Origin of the sequence: Prauserella salsuginis, assembly GCF_024648885.1 — a bacterium.
GTDB lineage: Bacteria > Actinomycetota > Actinomycetes > Mycobacteriales > Pseudonocardiaceae > Prauserella > Prauserella salsuginis.
Genome location: NZ_JANBBF010000013.1, coordinates 119,242 through 139,415, shown reverse-complemented (window position 1 = coordinate 139,415; position 20,174 = coordinate 119,242). Strand labels below are relative to the sequence as shown.

Sequence of the window (20,174 nt, the reverse complement as noted above, 5' to 3'; positions counted from 1 at the left end):
GGTGGAACGGCCTATTGTCCCAGGCGTGCATGACACCCAGGTATCCGAACTGTTCGACCCGGCTTCGTGGACACCCGTCGAAGGGTTCGACTTCACCGACATCACCTACCACCGTTCCACCGAGAGCCGCTCGGGCAAGCACGTCGTCCGGGTGGCGTTCGACCGCCCGGACGTGCGGAACGCCTTCCGCCCGCACACCGTCGACGAGCTGTACCGCGCGCTGGAGGACGCCCGGACCAGCTCCGACGTCGGTTGTGTACTCATCACGGGCAACGGCCCGTCGCCCAAGGACGGCGGCTGGGCGTTCTGCTCCGGTGGTGACCAGCGTATTCGGGGCCGGGCCGGGTATCAGTACGCGAGCGGGGAGACGTCCGACACGGTCGACCCGGCGCGCGCGGGCCGGCTGCACATCCTCGAGGTGCAGCGGCTGATCCGATTCATGCCGAAGGTCGTCATCGCCGTCGTTCCCGGCTGGGCCGCGGGCGGCGGGCACTCGCTGCACGTGGTGTGCGACCTCACACTCGCCTCGACCGAACACGGCCGGTTCAAGCAGACCGACGCCGACGTCGGGTCGTTCGACGGCGGGTTCGGCTCGGCGTACCTGGCGCGGCAGGTCGGGCAGAAGAAGGCACGGGAGATCTTCTTCCTCGGCGAGGCGTACTCCGCGGACGATGCAGAGGCGATGGGCGCGATCAACAAGGCCGTGCCGCACGCCGAGCTCGAGTCGACCGCCCTGCGGTGGGGGCTGAAGGTGCTCGGCAAGTCGCCCACGGCCCAGCGCATGCTCAAGTACTCGTTCAATCTGATCGACGACGGTCTCGTCGGTCAGCAGCTGTTCGCCGGCGAGACGACACGGTTGGCGTACATGCAGGACGAGGCGGTCGAAGGCCGGGACGCGTTCCTCGAGAAGCGCGACCCCGACTGGACCGACCACCCGTACTACTACTGACGCGCGGGCTCACCGTTCACCCGGCACGGGCGGTGCCGGGTGAACACGGTCCGCAGCGGCGCGGCCTACGCTGGTGCGGTGCAGGTCGTGTTCACGGACGGTTCGCCCGCATCGGTCGCAGCGCTCGACGAGGCGTTGCGCAGCGCACTCGACGGCGGCGAGACGTTGCTGCCGCTGGACCCGCGCAGTCCGAGAGCCGAGAGCCTGCGCGAGGCCATGGCCCCCGGCGAACCGGTCGAACCGGACACCGCGGTGATCATCCCCACGTCCGGGTCGACGGGCGAGGCGAAGGGCGTACTGCTGTCGGCGTCGGCGCTGCTGGCTTCGGCGCGCGCCACGCACGCCAGGCTCGGTGGCCCCGGCCGCTGGCTGCTCGCCACTCCCGCGAACTACGTCGGAGGACTACAGGTCCTCACGCGCGCACAGCTCGCGGGCTGCCCGCCGACGACACTGGACATCGCGGGCGGCTTCCGCCCCGACGCCTTCGTTGCCGCGACCGACGAACTGCTCGGCGCGCCCGGCCCACACTCCGAAGGGCCGTACTACACCGCACTCGTGCCGACCCAGCTCGCCCGGCTGCTCGCCGCGGGCCCCGACGCCGTGCACGCCGCCGCGGCCTACGACGCGATCGTCCTCGGCGGCGCCCGGCTCGACGACGAACTGGCCCGGCGCGCGGCGGACGCGGCCGTGCGGGCCGTGTCGTCGTACGGCATGAGCGAGACGGCCAGCGGCTGCGTCTACGACGGGTTCCCGCTGGAAGGCGTGTCCGTCCGGCTGGGCGACGGCGACCGCATCGAGCTCTCGGGCGCGACGCTGAGCCACGGCTACCGCCTGCGCCCCGAGCTCACCGCGCACGCGTTCACCGCCGACGGGTGGCTGCGCACCAGCGACGTCGGCTCGTTCCACGACGACGGCGCCCTCGTCGTCCTCGGCCGGGTCGACGACATGCTCAACACCGGCGGTGTGAAGGTGCCCGCGGCCGGTGTCGAGGCGGCGCTGACGGCCCACCCGGAGGTCCGCGCAGCCTGTGTCGTGGCGCTGCCGGACGCCGAGTGGGGACAGCGGATCGCGGCCGTGATCGTGCCGGAACCCCGCGAGCCGGGCCCCGCCCAGCCGGCAGCCGGTGATGAGGCGCCCGGCGACCGGACTGGCCGTGCGCAGCCGCGCGACGATCTCGACGAGCAGCTGCGTGCGCTCGTCCGCGAACGCCTCGGCCGTGCCGCCGTGCCGAAGCTGCTGCGGCAGCTGCCGGAACTGCCGCTGATCGGCCCGGGCAAGGTCGATCGTGCCGCCGTCCGCGCCGTCTTCGACGACTGAACCGACTGGAGCGCTACGGCTTCCGGATGCTCGTCGACCCTGCCGACCGCTCGCTGTCCTCCGGCCCGCTCGACGACGGGCCGCTCGGGAAGGCGCATCAGAGTCGGCTGGGGACGTCGGGAACGCGGATTCGCGCTGCGTGAGGTCGGACGATCATGACCGTACGCGCCGGACGGCGTTCCAGCAGAGTTGGCGATGGCCGGGCTGAGGGAGGGCGCTGAATTGCCCCCAAGGGCACTTTGGTTGCGTTGAATGCAACCAAAGTGCCCCCGGGGGCTACGCCCGGCCTGCCGATGGCGCGGCATACGGCTCGCGAAAGAATGCGGTCATGGCGACAGTCGCACAGTGGATCGAAGGCGCACGTCCGCGCACGCTGCCCAACGCCGTCGCACCCGTCCTGGCCGGCGCCGGCGCGGCGGCGCAGCTGGGGGCATTCTCGTGGTGGCGGACCCTGCTGGCCCTGCTGGTCGCGCTGGCTCTGATCATCGGCGTGAACTACGCCAACGACTACTCCGACGGCGTGCGCGGCACCGACGCCGACCGCGTCGGCCCGCTGCGGCTGGTCGGTTCGGGCGCGGCACTGCCGATCCAGGTGCTGACGGCCGCCGTGACCTGCCTCGGGGCGGCCGCGGTGTTCGGCCTGGCCCTGGTGATCGCGACGGGGCACTGGCGCCTCCTACTGCTGGGTGGCATGTGCCTGGCCGCGGCGTGGTTCTACACCGGCGGGCGCAGCCCGTACGGCTACAAGGGCTTCGGCGAGGTCACCGTGTTCGTGTTCTTCGGCCTGGCCGCCGTGCTGGGCACCGTGTACGTCCAGGCGTCCACGGTGAGTTGGGAGGCGCTGGGATGCGCGGTCGCGGTGGGGGCGCTGTCGTCGGCGGTGCTGGTGGCCAACAACCTGCGCGACATTCCGACCGACACCGAGTCGGGCAAGCGGACCCTGGCGGTGCTGCTCGGTGACACGCGTTCGCGCTGGCTGTACGTCGCGTTGGCCGCGGTGTCGGTCGTGGTGACGGTGGCTCTCGGGCTGGCGCATCCGCTGGCGTTCATCGCGCTGGCTGCCGTGTTGCTGTTGGTCAACCCGGTCCGGGTGGTCGCTGGTGGCCGCACCGGTCTGGACCTGGTCCCGGTGCTGCGCGATACGGGTCTGGCGATGTTGGCGTGGGCCGTCCTCGCCGGAGGGGCCCTCGCTTTCGCGTGAGCTCGCCGCCTTCGGGGCGGCAGGGACCGGCCGGAATCGGTTCGTCCCAGCCGCTCCTCCTTTAGCCACGCCGCGCGCACCCACCCGGCCTCGACGTCGGCCGCCACCCGGTTGTGAATGCGGTATAATAAGCGGCACGGTTGAAAACGCCAGCCGGCTCACTACCCATTGCGGGTGGCCGCTGGCGATCTCGTACTAGATGTTCGGACGGCCCAGCACTCGGACGGCCCAGTGTTCGAAGGGCCCAGTGTTCGAAGGGCCCAGTGCTCGGACGGCCCAGCACTCCGACGGCCCAGTGTTCGAACGTTCCAGTGTTCGAACGGCCCTGTTTTCGGACGACCGGCTCCGCGGCTGCCTGCCAAGGTATCCGAAAGGAGACTTGTTGTCCGTATCCATCTCGGGAGGAAACGCCTCGTTTCCGCAGTCGGCCGGCTCGTCGGTGCCGCCCGCTGTTGACTCCGAACCCCGTGGCCGGGACGTAGTCCGTCTCGAAGGAGAGATCGACCAACTCTCCGTCACGGCAGCTGCCGACACGATCTTCAGCCGTCTCGACGAAGCGGCCGGCCCACTGGTCGTCGACCTGAGCGCCGTCAGCTTCCTGTGCGTCGACGGTCTGCGCATACTCGCGCAGGCCGCCGACCGTGCAACGTTGCTGGGCATCGAATTGCGCGTAGTCTCGGGCGGTGCGCGTGCGGTCGAGCGCGGACTACGCGCTGCGCAGCTCGAGCACCTGCTCGCGGACGACTCGTCCTCCGACAGCACGACCGCGCAGAACGGTAGTACGGCAGTGGCTGGAGGACCACGAGGATGAACGCACCGGACAGCGCGAACGGAGAATCCGCTCCGACGACTGTCGCCGACATGGTCGCGGGACTGGGGACGCTGCCCAGGATCATGCTCAGCACCGACGCGATCGACGAGGTGATCTGGAAGACCGCCACGCTCGCCGTCCGAGCGGCCGACGACGTCGACGCGTGCGGGGTGACGGTCGTGCGCGACGGTGGGCCGATCTCCATACTCCGCGCCGAGGCCGAGTACTCCGATTTGGAGGAGCTGCAGTACTCCGCGGAGGACGGCCCGGCGATGCAGGCGATGCGTGATCGGGAACCCGTCCTCGTCACTGACATGGACAGCGAACACCGCTGGGGTGACTACCCGGGCCGGGCGGCCGCACGGGGCGTCGGATCGTCGATGTCCATCCCGCTGATCGCCGGCGACCAGGTACTCGGCTCGCTCAATTTCTACGCCAAGCGCGACGAGGTGTTCGGCCCGTCGTTCATTCTCGGTCAGCTCGTCGCCGACCTGGCCGCGAGCGCATTGTGGTGCCTGCTCAAGCACGCCGACAAGCAGGAACTGGGTGACCAGCTCGAACAGGTCCTCACCTCTCGTGAAGTCATCGACCAGGCCAAAGGAATCCTCATCGCGCAACAGGGTTGCGATGCCGACGGCGCTTTCAAGCTGCTGCGGCAAGCCAGCCAGAACCGCAACGTCAAACTCCGCGACATTGCCGCCGAGGTCGTCCGCAGCCAGACACAGCAACGCTGATGTGCCCGGCAGCGGCGCCGACGCGGCCGTGTTCGCCGCCCGGCTCCGCGACATGCCGGCGCCAGGCGAGGCCCGGGCCCGGCGTCGCCGCCGGCGTGTGTCGGTTACCGCCGCCGGTCCGCTGACCGGAGCCGACGGCGGTGACCGCTACTTCTCGTCCTGCTCGCGCCGTTCGCGGGTTTCGCTCTCGGCGGCCCGCTGCCGGGCCTGCTCGGCCTCGGCCTCCTTGCGCTCGGCCTCCTGCTGTGCCTGTCCCTTCTCCCGCTGTTGCTGCCCCTCGCGTTCCAGCGAGTCCTGGCCCGCCACGGTGCCCGCCGCTTGCTTGAGGCGGCCCTTCACGGATTCGACGGCACCTTTGATGCCGTCGGCCTGGTCGCGGTCACGGTTCTCCACCATGATCGATACTCCTTTCGTCGGGCCGGACGCCGCTCGACGCCCGGTGGGTCAGCGATCGGTGCTCGCGGCAACAGCCGAGACAGACCTCGACGTGTCGCTGCTCTCTCCGCAGCACCCCGCGCCGCGGAGAGCGGAATTCCACACGGACGTCAACCGGACGTCTGCTCGGGCCGCTGGGGCACGGCCCTAGCCACCTCGTCGCCGTTTCCGTAGTCGCGCTCGGGCAGTGCACGCAATGCCCGCAGGGTCCGTGGATCGGCGTCACGTTCCTGGGCGTAGGCCACGAGGGTTTCCTTGTCGGCCGGAAACTGCACGCCTTGAATGGCCTTGCGTACCCGGCGGTCGTCTGCATCGGTCATCGACCCTCCTCTTGTCGGTGTCGGTGTCGGTGTCGGTGTCGGTTGCGGTGTCGGGCAGTGGGCTGACGTCGCAGTGCTCGACGAATTCCGGACGTACGAATCCCTCCTATCCGCGTAGTGATCCCTTCCACAGCAATGATCCTTTTCGGACTCATCGCGAAATGACACGATCACGGCATTCGAGAAACGCTGGGGTATTCCGTAACCGCAGGGATTCCGTAGTCGCAGGGAGTCCGCAGCCGCTCGGGCCGGCGGCCCGACAGCGTGAACCGCTGCCGTAGTGCGATCGCGTTCCCGTCCACAGCAGACGAGTGTGTGCGCTGTCCGGCGCACCACTGCAGGAAGCTGCTACCCGGAGACCAGGGCTCGGACACGGTTAAGAGATCGGACACGGATAAGAGACGAGCGCAGGTACAGTATCGCAATCAGAAAACGCGGCCGTACGGCGAACGTCGTCCGTCTTCCGAAAACCCCCGCCAGCTGGCCGCGAAGCATTCAACTGACGCGCTGTTGTCCATAGATTACCACCGGAAATCGGTGGTGCAACCCGCTGCCACGCTCGCACCGCTGTCGACCGCCGTGCAGCTGACTCGGCGCAATCCCTGGCACGACTCCGCAGAGGCGTAGCGCTCCAGCTGCCGTCGAAGATCCGGACAGTCCAGTTCGGACGGTGATGCCGACCCGACAGGGACGCCCGCGAACGCCTTCTTGACGAAGGCGACCACATCACCCGGAGACGGAAGCAGTGGGGCGCCGCGATAACTCAAGGCGAGCACTGTGGCCGCACCACCGTATTCGACACCGACCGCCCAACCGTGGCTCGCATTCCACACCAGCGCGGCATCGCGGTCCGGTACCCACGGCAGTCGGTTTTCCAGGGCCACGTAGGCGCGCGCTCCGACATCGAGCTCACACCAGGTCGACTCCGGGCCGAGTCCGAGACCCGCCGCCACCGCGTGGATGTATCTGCGCAATCCCCATTCAGCGCGGGGTTCCATCGACGCGCTCCTCTCCAGCACATCGATGACGGGACCCCGGGAGCTCCACCTGAGCCGAACCGAACGGTATCCCGCATCGATACTGTTCCGATCCAGCTGGTGTTCCACTGGTGGATTCGAGATTACCCGATTCCGCGTATCGCTCCCACGATCCACTCAGCGCGTTGTCGACGTAGCGCGCTCGCTTGTCGGCATCTACCCGTGAATCGATCGGCCGGGTTCGGCGGTTCCGGCGGGCGACGAGGACCGCGACACCACCGGTCATTCCCTGCACGCCGGAGGACCCGTCGCGCCAGAGGCGCGAATGCTTTACGGTCGGAGTTAGATCCCCGCGCGGTCGAAGCGTGCGCCGCGCACCGCGGGACCCGGCACATCCGGCACGTCCGACAAGCCCGGCACATCCGATAAGCCCGGTGCGGTGCGGTCCGCGAGCCCGGCCAGGTCGTGACGCCCGGACGGTGAGCGCAACTCCCGATGCGCACGGCACTGCCGATGCGCCACTTCCCGCGATGTCCGATCGACGTTTGCATCCGCCCTTTCTCGGGTACCAATCGGCCCTGACACGTATGGAGGCTCGCATGAGGTTGGCCGCGCTGCGGCACGTGTACGAACAACCCGGACCGTTCGCCACGGTCTACCTGGAGGGCCGCTCCCCTGCGGAGGACGCCAGAGAGCAGACGCGGCTGCGTTGGCGCGAGTTGCGCGAGCGGCTGCATTCCCAGGGTGCGGCGGAGAGTGCGCTCGAGGCACTCGACGACGCACTGGCGGCCGCGCTCTCCGGGGAAGAACAGGCAAACGGGAGAATACTGGTCGCGAACGAGGACGGCGTCACGTTGCACGCGCGTTGGGACGCGGCACTCGGAACCGGCGACGGCGCCGTCTGGCAACAGCTTCCCGACCTGGGTTCCTACGTGCGCGAGCACGCACGTGCGATTCGGGAACTCGTGGTCACGGCAAGCCAGAAGGGCGCAACGGTGCGCCAATTGGTGATCGCGGAACAGCACGAACCACGTGAAGTACGTGCCGACGACATCGAGGGCAGCGCCAACGAACAAGTGCACAAGCCGCGGGGCCAAGGCGAATCGCACGGCCGGATCCAGCGCCGTGCCGACGAAGCGGCCAGTCAGAACGCGAAGGACGTCGTCGAGCGGCTGCGCAAGATCAGCTCGAACTTCCAACCGCACGCCCTCGTGCTGGCCGGGGAAACCCAGGGCCGCCAGGCAATCCGAGCCGAACTGCCCGACGAACTCGGCGACATTCTGTCCGAAACGGACCGTGGCGGTGACGGCGCCAAGGAGTCCGACAGTGCGCTCACCGACGAACTCCTTGCCATCGCCGAGAGGACGAGCGAACACAACGCCAGTCAGCGCAGCGAGCAATGGCAGGCGGCGTTGGCACACGAGCTCGCCGCACAGGGCGCACAGTCCGTCGCGCGCGCGGCTGAAATGGGCGCGGTCGAGACACTCCTGCTCGAACCCGGCAGGGAGGCCACCCGCGAGGCGTTCCTACTGAAGACCTGCAGCGACACCGACGCAGCCGTCGACCTGGTGGCCACGGGCACCGAGCTCGACGCGGGCGTGGGCGCGATCCTGCGCTACCCCGTCAACTTCTGACAACACCGGCGGCGGCGATGCGAATCGCAGAAAGGAGATAGCAATGCCGACGGCACGAGAAATCATGACCAGCGGCGTCGAATGCGTCGACACGGACCAGACCGCGGCGGACGCCGCGCGGCTGATGGCGCGGCACCGCGTGGGTGCCGTGCCGATCTGCGGTCCGGACAACAAGCTCAAAGGAGTCGTCACGGACCGCGACATCGCCGTCAAGGTGGTCGGCCAAGGCAGGGACGCCGGAACCTTCCCGGCCGGCAACCTCAATCAGGCGGAAGCGGTCACGATCGGCGCCGACGACTCCGCCGACGAAGTGCTGGCGACCATGACCCGGCACCAGGTACGGCGACTCCCGGTGATCGACAACGACCGGCTCGTGGGGATGATCAGCATCGCGGATGTCGCCCGCGCGTTGCCGCAGGACGCCACCGGCGAACTGGTCGCAGCGCTCTCCGCCGAGTGAGCGTTCACGGCTGATCTCGGTCTCACTGCCGCCGAGGCCCCACTCGCGGGCCTCGGCGGCCTACGGGAAGCGGCCCGTGTCCAGGAAGCGATGCAGGGCGGCGAGGTGCGGTTCCAGGTCGAAACCCTGCTCGGCGATCCAGCCGTCGTCGTAGTAGGTGTTCGCGTAGCGCTCGCCCCCGTCGCAGAGCAGTGTCACCACGCTGCCGCGTTCCCCCGCGGCGAGCATGCGCGCGATGACCGTGAACGCGCCGTGGAGGTTGGTCCCGGTGGAACCGCCCGCCCAGTGCCCGGTGCGTTCCCGCAGGAACCGGATCGCCGCCATCGACGCCGCGTCGGGCACGCGGATCATGTCGTCGATGATCTCCGGCACGAACGACGGCTCCACCCGCGGTCGCCCGATGCCCTCGATGCGGGACGGCATGCCGGTGGCGTAGTCGCGGGCACCGGTCTCCCAGGCTCCGTAGAACGCCGAGTTCTCCGGGTCGACGACCGCGATGCGGGTGTCGTAGCGGCGGTAACGCGCGTAACGGCCGAACGTGGCGCTCGTCCCGCCCGTGCCCGCGCCGACGACGATCCACGCGGGCACCGGGTGCCGCTCCAGTTCCAACTGGGCGAACACGGATTCGGCGATGTTGTTGTTGCCCCGCCAGTCGGTGGCCCGCTCGGCGTAGGTGAACTGGTCCAGGTAGTGCCCGCCGCATTCGGAGGCGAGCCGTTCGGCCTCGCTGTACATCGCGACGGGGACGTCGACGAAGTGACACCGCCCGCCGTAGAACTCGATGAGGTCGATCTTCTCCTGGCTGGTCTTGCGGGGAACGACGGTGACGAAGTCGAGTCCGAGCATGCGCGCGAAGTACGCCTCGGACACGGCGGTGGATCCGCTGGAGGCTTCGATCAGCGTCGTATCCGGGCCGATCTGCCCGTTGACGAGCCCGTACAGCACGAGCGAACGGGCGAGGCGGTGTTTGAGCGAGCCTGTCGGGTGGACGGATTCGTCCTTGAGGTACAGGTCGATGCCCCACTCGGGCGGCAGCGGGAAGACGTGTAGGTGCGTGTCGGCGGAGCGATTGGCGTCGGCCTCGATGATGCGGACCGCCTCGCGCACCCACTCCCGATGCGCCGGTGCCGCGGTCACTCGCGGGTCCTCTCGCCTGCCGGATCCTCGCCTGCCGGACCCTCGTCGGGTCCGTCCTGCTGGGCGCCGTCCTGAGAGGTCTCACCCTGAGAGGCCGCCCTGTCGTGAGAGGCGTCGTCCTGGGAGGCGTCGTTCTCGGAGGCCTCGTTCTCGGAGACGCTGCCCCGCGAAGCGCCGTCCGCTGTGGCCTCACCGGCGGAGCCGGCTGCGTCGGCGTGGTCGGCTGCGTCACCGTTCCCGCCGCGGGCTTCGGCGTCGGCGGCGTCCTCGGTGTCGGCGTCCTCGTCTGCGGTCACGGCGGAGTCGTCGGCCGGTGCCGGTGCGACGCGCTCGCCGCGCAGCTCGGCGCGCAGCCGGGCGCGTTCCCTGGCGCGGTGCTTGTTCCGATCGGCGAGCCCGGCCGTCACGCGGGCGTTCAGGCCACGAAACAGCAGCATGCCGAGCGGCAGGCCGACGACCAGGGCAACGAGTACCGACACCAGCAGCGGCACCCCGACGACGGTGAGCAACGCGGCGATCGCGGCGACGAGCACGAACCGTGCGAGCAGGTACAGCGTCAGGTCGCGGCCCAGCCGTGACGGGGCCGAGGCGGCCGAGGATGCTGGTGCGTTCACGTTTTACGAGGTTACGCCGTCGTCGTCGGCGTCGAGTAAACGGTTGTTGGGCCTGCCCTCGAAGCGGGTGGACAGCACGACGGTGGTGCGGGTCCGCGCGACACCGTCGATCCTGCGGAGCCTGCCGAGGGTGTGTTCCAGCTCGTCGACGGTCTCCACACGCACCTTGACGACGAAAGCCTCGTCACCGGCCACGGCGTAGCAGCTCTCCACCTCGGCGAGGCCGACCAGTTCGTCGGCGATCTCGTCGTTGGAGCCGGTGTCGGTGGGCTGGATGCCGACGAGAGCGGTCACGCCGAGTCCGACGGAGCGCGGGTCCACCGTCGCGTGGTAGCCGGTGATGACACCCGCGGCCTCGAGTTTGCCGACCCGCTCGTGCACCGACGACGGCGACAGTCCCACGGCCCTGCCGATGTCGGCGTACGTCGCCCTGCCGTTGTCCCGGAGGGCGGCGATGATCTTGCGGTCGAGACGGTCCACGCGGCCACGTTAAAGCCCACCTCACACGAGGCACCCCTCCGGGTTCGACCCGGCAACACCACGACCTGGGAAAATGTCCGAACCGGCCCGTTTGTCCATTACCTCCTCTTTACTCGGCAAACACCGTTCGAGTACCCGAAGGGCGGAGTGCAACGATTGCGGAACAGTCCTGCATCTGGACAGACATCAACGGTGGTTCAAAGGAGGCGGATTCGTGACCGCAACCACAGGAGGACGGCTGCTCACCCCGGGTGAGGTCGCTGCGTTGTTCCGCGTGGACCCGAAGACGGTGACGCGCTGGGCCACGGCGGGCCGGATCGGTTCCATTCGCACCCCGGGCGGACACCGCAGGTTCCGGGAGGCCGAGGTCAACGAGCTGCTCGCGGAGCTGACCACCGACCCCGACGGACCACAGAACTCCTGAGGTTCTCCTCGCCGGGAACGCGCCCGCCGTGTCCGGACCGCCCGTTGCGGACCGGCTACTGCCGCGGACACGTTAGGCTGGTGGTAGTCAGCCCATGGGAAGGAGCGGGCATGTTGTATTTGCTCGCGGTGGTCGGCGCCATCACGATCTCCGTCGTGGTGTGGCGATTGCTGAGCCAGGAGCGCGTCGGCGCAGGAACCCGGCCGAACCGCGCCAACCCGGTCGCGCCGGACGACGACCCGGAATTCCTGCGAAAGCTCGGCGAACAGAAGCCGAAACGCCCCGACCCCCAGCGCCCCGACGAGGACGACACCAAGTAGCTGCAAGCGCGTCGGCCGCGGTCACTGTTCATTCGGACAGGGCCGCGGCCGACGTCGTTGTCGGCATCCGGCACCGCGGGAGGCCGCGGTCTTCACCGCGCCACGGGTGCCGCCACCCCGCGCGGCGCTGACGGCTCAGTGGGCCATGCGGTCCATGGTGAACCCGTCAGCGACGGTGGCCGCCAGTTCCAGCAGCGCCGTACGGGTGGCCTTGTCCAGTCGCTCCAGATCGATCTCGGCGCCCTCTTCGAGGTGCGGGTCGAACGGCACCTTGACCACCCCGCGCGTGCGGGCCGAGAAGTGCGCCGTGAGCTTGTCGAGATCGACCGATCCGGACTTCGGGCGCACCGAGTTGATCACTGTGATCGAGCGCTGCACCAGCTCGCCGTAGCCGTGCGCGTCGAGCCAGTCGAGCGTCGCGGACGCACTGCGGGCACCGTCCACCGAACCCGACGACACGATCACCAGCGAATCGGCGAGGTCGAGCACACCCTTCATCGCCGAGTGCATCAGTCCGGTGCCGCAGTCGGTGAGCACGATGTTGTAGAAGTGCTCGAGCAGATCGACGGCCCTGCGGTAGTCGTTCTCGGAGAATGCCTCCGACACGGCCGGATCCTGCTCACTGGCGAGGATCTCGAGCCTGCTGCCGCCCTGTGAGGTGTACGCCCGCACGTCGCTGTACCGCGTGATGCGGTCGGCGTCCCGCAGCAGATGACGCACGGTCGCGGTCGTCTCGATCGGGATCTTCTGCGACAGGGTGCCGCGGTCGGGGTTGGCGTCCACTGCGATCACCCGGTCGCCGCGCAACGACGCGAACGTCGATCCGAGTGTCGTCGTGGTCGTCGTCTTGCCGACACCGCCCTTGAGACTGAGGATGCCGATCTTGTAGCAGCCGCGCAGCGGCTGCTGGACCCGCGCGGTCAGATCCCGCTCGGCACGGTCCGCCGGGCCTTCGCCCGGGTTGACGAGCTTGCCCGTGCCGACGTACAGCGCCTTGCGCCAGCCGGACCGCGGCGGCCGCTTGGTCTGCCTGACCAGGCTGTTGCCCGCCAGGTCGGCGGGACCGCCCTGTGCGGAACGCTGCGGCTGCGGCAACGGCGGCAGCCCCTGCTCCCCCGGCTGCCCCTGTGGCACGGCCTGCGGGTGCTGCCCTTGCTGTGCCTGCTGCGGGTGCTGGGCTTGCATCGGCTGCTGCGGCGGGGCCTGCTGAGGCTGGCCCTGTTGCGGCTGCACCGGCCTGCCGAACTGGCCCTGCTGTCCTTCGAAGTACCGCTGCGCGTAGGACTCCCGCGGCGCCTCCGGCGGCTGCGCGTACTGCGGCGGCTCGTATTGCGGCTGCTCCGGTTGCGCATGCTCGGGGCGAGCATGGTCGTAGTGCGGCTGCCCCTGAGCCGCCTGCTGCGGTGCCTGCGGAGCCTGCTGTGGCGGGCGGCCGTGCGGCGCGTCGTGCTGGGCGAACTGGGAGTATTGCGCGTACGGGTGATACGCCGCTGCGTGCGCCTGCTGACCGTCACCGGCGGTCTGGTCCGGGGTCAGCGGCGGCAGGTTCGGGTCGTACGGCTGCTGGGCCGGGTAGTGCACCGCGGGCTGGGTCTCCTCGGCCGACGGCATCTGACCGCCCTGCGGAGCCTGCGCCTGCTGACCCGGCGGCGGGCTGACGCGCTGCGTCACCTCGGGGCTGTCCGGCGCACTCATCGGATCCATGGGCGCCGGATCCATGGACGCCGGATCCATTGGCGCCGCGGTGGAATCGGTGGCATCACCCGCCACATCCGCGGCGTCGCGGATGTGGTGCGCGCCATGAGGCTTCTGCGGTTCCTGCCCGTTGGGGTCGTTCGCTGCGGTCACCGCTTCAATCCTTCGCATGGTCGTCGTACCAGGTGCGACGCTACCCGGCACTCGACGGTTCCGTCAGCCAACTCCCGCGTACGAGTGGAGCCCGGTGGTCACGAGATTGACGAAGAACAGGTTGAAAACCGTCACTGCGAAACCGATCACATTGATGACCGCGGCACGGTTCCCGCGCCAGCCGGCCGTCGCGCGGGAATGCAGATAGGCGGCGTAGACGATCCATGCGATGAACGCGACCGTCTCCTTCGGATCCCAGCCCCAGAACCGGCCCCATGCCGCTTCGGCCCAGACCGCGCCGCACAGCACGCCGAAGGTGAAGATCGGGAACGCGAACACCGTCGTCCGGTACGCGATGCGGTCGAGCACGTCCTTGGCGGGCAGTTTCGCCGCGAACTTCGCGAACTTCTCCGGGTTGCTCTCGTTCCGCGCCTTGACCAGGTAGAAGATGCTCGCGACGCCGGGCACGAGGAACACGCCCGAGGACGCCGCGGCGGCCGCCACGTGGATGATCAGCCAGTACGACTGGAGCGCGGGCTGCAGCGGCGCGGCGACGGCGTAGAGCCACGTGCCGCCGATGAACATCAGGATCACGTTCGGCAGCAGAACGAACATCGACAGGTGCCGCACCGGGTGCTTACGCAGCAGCACCAGCCACGCCGCGACGGCGACGAAGCACGTGATCATCACGTACTCGTACATGTTGCCCCAGGGCACACGGTTCGTCGCGAGCCCGCGAAGCACGAGTGCCGAGGCGTGCAGCAGCAGCCCCAGCACGGTGAGCGCGACGCCCATGCGGCCGAACCGCTCCGCCCGCGTCGGTGCCGCGCCCGTGTTGTCGGTTCCGGAGGTCGTGTTGTCGCTTCCGGAAGCCGTGTAGCTGTTCCCGGCGCGGGCGCCGACGAGTTCACGGCTGCGCGTGCGCTCGGCGGCCTGCTTGCCGCGTCGGCCGAAGGACTGCTCGACGAGGAAGAACACCATCGCCAGGATGTAGATGACGACGGATGTGGTGTACGACCAGTCGCTGTACTGCGACAACGTCTCGTTTACCGGCATCTCCAGGCCCTTCTACTTCCGGCCGAGGAGTTCTGCCGCGATGCGCGTGAACTCCTCGCCGTACCCGGCTTGATCGGTGCGGGCGAGCCCGCCCACTTCTACTACGGTACGTCGTTCATTGGTGCCGGTCCCACCCGCCGCTGCGTCGTCGGCCTCGGTACCGGTCGCGGTGTCACCAGCGGCGTCCTCCACCGCGGTGTCACCAGCGGTGTCCGCCACGGCGGTGTCATCCGCGGGGACTCCGCGTGCCTGCGTGCCGGCCGGGTCGTCGTCACCGCCCACGGGAGTGGCGCGCACCCACAGCCTGCGCCGCTTGATGAACAGCGACGCCCCGAGCCCGGCGAACATCACCACCGCCGACGCCAGCACCCAGTTCTGCAACGGGTCGTGCGAAACCTGCAGCGACACGAACCGCTCGACGCCGTCGAACCGCACCGTCGTGCCGTCGTCGAGGGCGAGCGACTGGCCGACCTCGAGGTTCTCGCGTGCGACGCGTTCAAGCCTGCCCGCGTCCACCATCGACTGGTCGACCTCGAAGATCGACTGCCCACGTCCCGAATCGACGCCCAGGTCGCCCCGCATGATGTCCACCGCGACCGTCGGGTCCGTCAGTTGTGGCCCCGCCGACGAAAGGATCTTGCCGTGCATCGACGGTGTCGGCGCGAACAGGCCCGTCACCGCGAGCTGCCGTTCCCGGCGTTCGGCCGGGTCCGTGATGCCCGGCTCCTCGAACTTCGTCGCACCCTCGGACAGGAGCGTGGTCTCGTCGACCGGCCGCCACTGGATGGTCTGCGTCCGGCTCTGCCCGTCGGGGAACGTCACCGTGAACGTCGGCGCATAGCCGTGGCCGAGGAGGTACAACCGGTCGCCCGCGGTGCGCAGCGGCTCGTTGACGGCCAGGTCGTACGGCTGCCAGTCACCCTCGGCGAGATCGTCGCCCGACTGGAAGTCGATGCCGGCGTTGTAGGCCACGGGCTGACCACGCTCGAACTCGGCGTGGAAGTCGTTGACCCGCACGCAGAACGGGTTCAGCTGGGTGCCGTCGACCTGCAGCCCCGGTTCGAACGAGTCGAAGTTGTAGATACCGGCGTTGCAGAACTCCGAACCGTCGGCCAGGACGATGACCTGGCCCTCGTACGAGTACAGCGCCCCGCCCGCGAACGAGATGATCACGCCGAGCATGCCGAAGTGGAACAGCAGGTTGCCGGTTTCGCGCAGGTAGCCGCGTTCTGCGCTGATGCTGCGGGCGCCGCCCGCCTCCTCGCGTTCGGTCAGCCGCCACCCGCGCAGGCGCTTGCGCGCGGCGGCCATCACGGCGTCGACGTCGTCGGTGGTCTCGGCGCGGTCGTGGTGCGGCAGCCTGCGCAGGTTGCGCGGCGTCAGCACCGGCTTGGAGCGCATGCTGCGGATGTAGTCCGACGTCCGGGGCACGAGACACCCGATGATCGACACCATCAGCAGCAGGTAGATCGCCGAGAACCAGACACTGGAGTAGACGTCGAACATCTGCAGGCCGTCGAGCAGACTGCCCCACCAGCCGTGCTCGGCGAGGTAGCCGTTGACGTTGCGCTCGTTGACCGACCGCTGCGGCAGCAGCGCACCCGGCAGCGCGGCGACGGCCAGCAGGAACAGCAGGATCAGCGCGGTGCGCATCGACGTCAGGCCGCGCCAGGTGTTGCGGACGAACGCCCACGCCTTGCGCAGCGGTGTCGCGCGGTAGGAGGGCGTGGGGTCGTCGGCCTTGTCGGTCCGCTGGGGCGGCGCTGGGGTCACAGGGGCAACCTCGTGTCGGTGATGAAGGCGTCCCGCAGCCACGACGTGAGCTCCATCCACAGCCCCGTGACCAGCATGATCCCCACGACGAGCAGCAGGGCGCCGCCGAACAGCTGCACGCGCCTGCCGTTGCGGCGCAGCCACGCCGTCGCGGAGACGGCCCACTTCGTGCCCGCGGAGATGAGCAGGAACGGCAGGCCGAGGCCGATGCAGTACACGAGCACCAGCACGAAGCCGCGCGCGCCGGTGCTGCCGCTGGCCGCGGAGATCGCGAGCACTCCCGACAGCGTCGGCCCGATGCACGGGGTCCAGCCGAGGCCGAACACGGCGCCCAGCACAGGCGCGCCCCACAGGCCCGCGCGCGGGACGTGGTGCGAACGCACCTCCCGCTGCAGTCCGGGCACCAAGCCGAGGAACACGAACGCCATGAAGATCGTGATCACACCGCCGACGCGCTGCAGCGTCTCGGCGTTCACGAGCAGCGCGTCGGCGAGCCAGACGAGGCCGCCGACACCGGCGGTGAACACCACGGTGAAGCCGAGCACGAACAAGGCGGTCGCCCCGACGACGGGACGTTTGCCGCGTTTCGGTGTGTCGGCGGCTTCCTCGGCGTCGACGGCAGGGGCGTCGGAGCCGACCAGTGCGGCGAGGTAGGCGAGGTAGCCCGGGACGAGCGGCACCACGCACGGTGAGGCGAACGAGATCGTGCCCGCGAGCAGGGCCACGGCTGCGGCCAGCAGCAGCGGCCCTGACATCGCCAGCTCGGTCGCGTTCACGACACCCAGACTAGGGAATGGGGTCGGTGTTAAATCGCCGCCCCCTGTCTCCACCTGCGAGAATGCGGCGCCCGTCACTATCGCCGACCCGGGGCCACGCGATCCGGCCCCCACCGGGATCAGCGAAGGGTGGACGCACCGCACCGTGGGAGCACGGTCGCCCGCCGTTGGCGGGCGGTGGCCGGAAAGCCGGGCGGGCACAACATGGCCCCCGGAATCCGCAACACGGCCCCTGTAACCCGCAACACGGTCCCTGTAACCGGCAACACGGTCCCCGGAGTCCGCAACACGGCGGCTGCCTACGAGCCGCGTTCCTCCGCCAGGTCGCGGACGACAGGGAGGATGTCGTCGGCGAGCAGGTCGCGCAGGTAGACCGCGGCGACGCGACCCTGCCTGTCGACGATGATCGTCGACGGGACGACGTTGCGCGGATATCCCGTCAGCCCGATCAGCGACCGCCCTGACGGGTCGTAGATCGACGGGTACGTCAGGCCTCGGTTACGCATGAAGTCCTGCGGCGCCGACCGGTCGAAGTCGCGCACGTCGATGCCGAGCACCCGCACGCCGTCGTCCTTGGTCTGTTCGTACACCTTCTGCAGTTCCGGCGCCTCGGTGCGGCACGGCCCGCACCACTGACCCCAGATGTTGATGACCAGCACCTTGCCGTGGAAGTCCTCGCTGGAGATCCGCTTGCTCTCGTCGAACAGATCCTCGCCGCTGATCTCCGGCATCTCCTGCCGGTCGGCGCCGGTGTAGGTGATGTCGGTCTTGCCGCCGGGGGCGACGAAGTTGAACGAGGCCGTGTCTGCTGCGGCACCGTCGCCCGTGCTGCAGCCGGTGAGGGCAAGGCCGCCGACCAGCACCGCGGCCGCCAGCCGCGTGCCGAGCGACCTGCGGTTGCTGCCGCCGCGCCCGCTCATGCGCCGGTCACCGTCGGGTCCGTCGCGCCTGCGGGTTCGCTGTAGACGATGTCCACGAGCTCCTCCTCACGGAACACGAGACTGGTCAGTGAAGCCAGCGAGCACTGCCGGGCCCGCGGGTCGTGCCAGAGCCGTTTGCCTTCGAGGAACCGGCGCACGGTCCAGATCGGCAGCTGGTGCGACACGCACAGCACCTCGCCGCCCTCGGCTGCGGCCCGCGCCCGGTAGACGGCACCGAGCATGCGGCGCGCGATGTCGACGTACGGCTCACCCCACGACGGCACCACGGGATTGCGCAGCTTCGGCCAGTGCTTCGGGCTGCGCAACGCCCCGTCGCCCACGCTGACCCGCATGCCTTCGAACACGTTGTCCGCCTCGATGAGGCGTTCGTCGGTGACGACGTCGAGCCGGTGGCCGCCCGCGATCGGTGCGGCCGTCTCCTGCGCGCGCTGCAGCGGCGAGGCCACGACCCGCACCAGGTTGTGGGGCTTCAGCGCCTGCGCGACGGTCACCGCCTGCTGCCTGCCCCGCTCGGACAGCCCGTAACCGGACAACCTGCCGTAGAGGATGCCCTCGGGGTTGTGAACCTCACCGTGCCGCAGCAGGTGGACGACCGTGCTGGTCATACCCGCTCCGGCGGGGTCGCCGATGCGGCGGCGCGGGCCGCTGCGGGTGCGGCCGCCTCGATGACCTCGAAGGCCGCGTCGTCCATCGCGGAGTTGACGAACCAGGCCTCGAACGCGCTCGGCGGGCCGTAGACCCCCGCCTCGAGGAAGGCGTGGAACATCGGGCCGTAGCGCCACGTCTCGGTGGCGGCGACCTCGTCGAAGTTCGTCGGCTGCCGGTCGCCGAAGAAGACGGTCACGAGGTTGCCCGCCTGCGACACGGTGTGCGTGACGCCCTCGGCCGACAGGGCGTCGCCGAGGATCGAGGCGACCCGCCCCGCGTTGGTGTCGAGCTTCTCGTAGACGGACGCGTCGGCGTGCTGCAGCGTCGTCAGGCCCGCGGCCACCGCCACGGGGTTACCGGCGAGCGTGCCCGCCTGGTAGACGGGCCCGAGCGGCGCGAGCTTGGCCATCACGTCGGCGCGGCCACCGAACGCCGCCGCGGGGAGCCCACCTGACATGACCTTGCCGAACGTGTAGAGGTCGCCCGCGACGCCGTCGAGGCCGTACCAGCCCGCCGACGACACGCGGAAGCCCGTCATGACCTCGTCGATGATCAGCAGCGCGCCCTCCTCGTGGGCGATGTCGCGCAGCGCGGCGTTGAACCCTTCGACGGGCGGGACGGCACCCATGTTGCCCGCGGCGGCCTCGGTGATGACCGCGGCGATGTCGCCGGGATTCTCGGCGAACACCTTCCGCACGGCGTCGAGGTCGTTGTACGGCACGACGATCGTGTCGGCCGCCTGCGCACCGGTGACACCCGGCGACGTCGGCAGGCCCAGCGTGGCCACACCCGAGCCCGCCTGAGCGAGCAGCGCGTCGACGTGGCCGTGGTAGCAGCCCGCGAACTTGACGATCTTCGCGCGCCCGGTGAACGCGCGGGCCAGGCGGATCGAGCTCATCGTGGCCTCGGTGCCCGAGTTGACAAGGCGCACCTGCTCGACCGGCTCGACGCGGCGGATGATCTCTTCGGCGAGCTCGACCTCACCGGTGGTGGGCGTGCCGAACGACAGGCCGTGCGACGCGGCCTCGCGCACCGCCTCGACCACGGCGGGATGGGCGTGCCCGAGGATCATCGGCCCCCACGAGGACACGAGATCGACGTAGCGGTTGTCGTCGGCGTCCCACAGGTAGGGACCGTCGGCCTTCACCACGAATCGCGGGTCACCGCCGACGGATGCGAACGCGCGCACCGGGGAGTTGACGCCACCGGGGGTCGCCGCGGCGGCCCGCCGGAACCAGGACTGGGACTTCTCGACCGTGCTCTTGCCACCTGTCACGTCCGCCAGTCTCGCAAAACGGCCGCGGCCTGCGACGACTGCC

The 20,174-nt window shown here is 69.5% G+C and carries 22 protein-coding genes; 9 read left to right on the top strand and 13 right to left on the bottom strand.

Going from position 1 to position 20,174, the window contains the following annotated elements; genetic code table 11:
• Positions 1-25: 25 nt before the first annotated feature.
• From LY40_RS20995 to LY40_RS20975, 5 genes are all read left to right on the top strand, one after another.
• Positions 26-949, top strand: coding sequence for a 1,4-dihydroxy-2-naphthoyl-CoA synthase (locus tag LY40_RS20995; protein ID WP_183779912.1), 924 nt, complete (start codon positions 26-28; stop codon positions 947-949).
• 78 nt (positions 950-1,027) lie between these two features.
• The gene (locus LY40_RS20990) at positions 1,028-2,266 is read left to right on the top strand and encodes an AMP-binding protein (protein ID WP_258937919.1); all 1,239 of its coding nucleotides are present in this window, start codon (positions 1,028-1,030) and stop codon (positions 2,264-2,266) included.
• A 328-nt stretch (positions 2,267-2,594) separates the two neighbouring features.
• Positions 2,595-3,467, top strand: coding sequence for a 1,4-dihydroxy-2-naphthoate polyprenyltransferase (locus tag LY40_RS20985; RefSeq protein WP_258937918.1), 873 nt, complete (start codon positions 2,595-2,597; stop codon positions 3,465-3,467).
• 382 nt (positions 3,468-3,849) lie between these two features.
• Entirely contained in the window at positions 3,850-4,278 is a 429-nt protein-coding gene (locus tag LY40_RS20980; protein ID WP_258937917.1) for an STAS domain-containing protein, read from the top strand.
• Positions 4,275-5,012 (top strand): GAF and ANTAR domain-containing protein, encoded by a 738-nt coding sequence (locus LY40_RS20975; RefSeq protein WP_183779919.1) that lies wholly within the window; start codon positions 4,275-4,277, stop codon positions 5,010-5,012. The genes LY40_RS20980 and LY40_RS20975 overlap by 4 nt, the downstream gene beginning before the upstream one ends.
• Positions 5,013-5,159: 147 nt before the next feature.
• Here the strand turns inward: LY40_RS20975 and mbp1 are convergent, their stop codons facing one another.
• The 3 genes from mbp1 to LY40_RS20960 all read right to left on the bottom strand — a co-directional run bounded on the left by mbp1 (position 5,160) and on the right by LY40_RS20960 (position 6,765).
• Positions 5,160-5,408 (bottom strand): microaggregate-binding protein 1, encoded by a 249-nt coding sequence (gene mbp1, locus LY40_RS20970; RefSeq protein ID WP_183779921.1) that lies wholly within the window; start codon positions 5,406-5,408, stop codon positions 5,160-5,162.
• Between the two features lie 149 nt (positions 5,409-5,557).
• Positions 5,558-5,767 carry a DUF2795 domain-containing protein gene (locus LY40_RS20965; protein WP_183779923.1) on the bottom strand — a complete coding sequence of 70 codons (210 nt, stop codon included), beginning with the start codon at positions 5,765-5,767 and terminating at the stop codon, positions 5,558-5,560.
• 521 nt (positions 5,768-6,288) lie between these two features.
• Complete coding sequence (locus LY40_RS20960) at positions 6,289-6,765, bottom strand: DUF6292 family protein (protein WP_258937916.1); 477 nt, start codon at positions 6,763-6,765, stop codon at positions 6,289-6,291.
• Between the two features lie 578 nt (positions 6,766-7,343).
• Between LY40_RS20960 and LY40_RS20955 the strand changes: the two genes are divergently transcribed.
• Positions 7,344-8,378, top strand: coding sequence for a baeRF2 domain-containing protein (locus LY40_RS20955; protein ID WP_258937915.1), 1,035 nt, complete (start codon positions 7,344-7,346; stop codon positions 8,376-8,378).
• Positions 8,379-8,421: 43 nt separating this feature from the next.
• Positions 8,422-8,838 carry a CBS domain-containing protein gene (locus tag LY40_RS20950; RefSeq protein ID WP_183779930.1) on the top strand — a complete coding sequence of 139 codons (417 nt, stop codon included), beginning with the start codon at positions 8,422-8,424 and terminating at the stop codon, positions 8,836-8,838.
• Between the two features lie 60 nt (positions 8,839-8,898).
• On the opposite strand, the gene cds1 is transcribed toward LY40_RS20950, so the two are convergent.
• From cds1 to LY40_RS20935, 3 genes are read right to left on the bottom strand one after another with little or no spacing between them, the layout of a single operon-like run.
• Positions 8,899-9,975, bottom strand: a complete 1,077-nt coding sequence (gene cds1, locus LY40_RS20945) for an L-cysteine desulfhydrase Cds1 (protein ID WP_258937914.1) — start codon at positions 9,973-9,975, stop codon at positions 8,899-8,901.
• The gene (locus LY40_RS20940; RefSeq protein ID WP_183779933.1) at positions 9,972-10,589 is read right to left on the bottom strand and encodes a DUF4229 domain-containing protein; all 618 of its coding nucleotides are present in this window, start codon (positions 10,587-10,589) and stop codon (positions 9,972-9,974) included. The genes cds1 and LY40_RS20940 overlap by 4 nt, the downstream gene beginning before the upstream one ends.
• A 3-nt stretch (positions 10,590-10,592) precedes the next feature.
• A complete protein-coding gene (locus LY40_RS20935) occupies positions 10,593-11,069 on the bottom strand; it encodes an Lrp/AsnC family transcriptional regulator (RefSeq protein ID WP_183779936.1) in 477 nt (158 codons plus the stop codon).
• Positions 11,070-11,283: 214 nt separating this feature from the next.
• On the opposite strand from LY40_RS20935, the gene LY40_RS20930 reads away from it, so the two are divergent.
• Positions 11,284-11,493 carry a BldC family transcriptional regulator gene (locus LY40_RS20930; protein WP_183779939.1) on the top strand — a complete coding sequence of 70 codons (210 nt, stop codon included), beginning with the start codon at positions 11,284-11,286 and terminating at the stop codon, positions 11,491-11,493.
• Between the two features lie 110 nt (positions 11,494-11,603).
• Positions 11,604-11,813, top strand: a complete 210-nt coding sequence (locus LY40_RS20925; RefSeq protein WP_183779942.1) for a hypothetical protein — start codon at positions 11,604-11,606, stop codon at positions 11,811-11,813.
• A 135-nt stretch (positions 11,814-11,948) separates the two neighbouring features.
• On the opposite strand, the gene LY40_RS20920 is transcribed toward LY40_RS20925, so the two are convergent.
• From LY40_RS20920 to hemL, 7 genes are all read right to left on the bottom strand, one after another.
• Positions 11,949-13,424 (bottom strand): MinD/ParA family ATP-binding protein, encoded by a 1,476-nt coding sequence (locus LY40_RS20920; RefSeq protein WP_372497725.1) that lies wholly within the window; start codon positions 13,422-13,424, stop codon positions 11,949-11,951.
• Between the two features lie 300 nt (positions 13,425-13,724).
• Positions 13,725-14,717 carry a c-type cytochrome biogenesis protein CcsB gene (gene ccsB, locus LY40_RS20915; RefSeq protein ID WP_258937913.1) on the bottom strand — a complete coding sequence of 331 codons (993 nt, stop codon included), beginning with the start codon at positions 14,715-14,717 and terminating at the stop codon, positions 13,725-13,727.
• Between the two features lie 12 nt (positions 14,718-14,729).
• Complete coding sequence (gene resB, locus LY40_RS20910) at positions 14,730-16,490, bottom strand: cytochrome c biogenesis protein ResB (RefSeq protein ID WP_258937912.1); 1,761 nt, start codon at positions 16,488-16,490, stop codon at positions 14,730-14,732.
• Positions 16,487-17,245 (bottom strand): cytochrome c biogenesis CcdA family protein, encoded by a 759-nt coding sequence (locus LY40_RS20905; protein ID WP_183785039.1) that lies wholly within the window; start codon positions 17,243-17,245, stop codon positions 16,487-16,489. The genes resB and LY40_RS20905 overlap by 4 nt, the downstream gene beginning before the upstream one ends.
• A gap of 320 nt (positions 17,246-17,565) precedes the next feature.
• Positions 17,566-18,186, bottom strand: a complete 621-nt coding sequence (locus LY40_RS20900) for a TlpA disulfide reductase family protein (protein ID WP_183779948.1) — start codon at positions 18,184-18,186, stop codon at positions 17,566-17,568.
• Positions 18,183-18,812 (bottom strand): histidine phosphatase family protein, encoded by a 630-nt coding sequence (locus LY40_RS20895; RefSeq protein ID WP_183779951.1) that lies wholly within the window; start codon positions 18,810-18,812, stop codon positions 18,183-18,185. The genes LY40_RS20900 and LY40_RS20895 overlap by 4 nt, the downstream gene beginning before the upstream one ends.
• On the bottom strand, positions 18,809-20,131 hold the full coding sequence (hemL, locus tag LY40_RS20890; RefSeq protein ID WP_183779954.1) for a glutamate-1-semialdehyde 2,1-aminomutase: 1,323 nt from the start codon (positions 20,129-20,131) through the stop codon (positions 18,809-18,811). Before hemL ends, LY40_RS20895 begins: the two co-directional genes overlap by 4 nt.
• Positions 20,132-20,174: the final 43 nt, after the last annotated feature.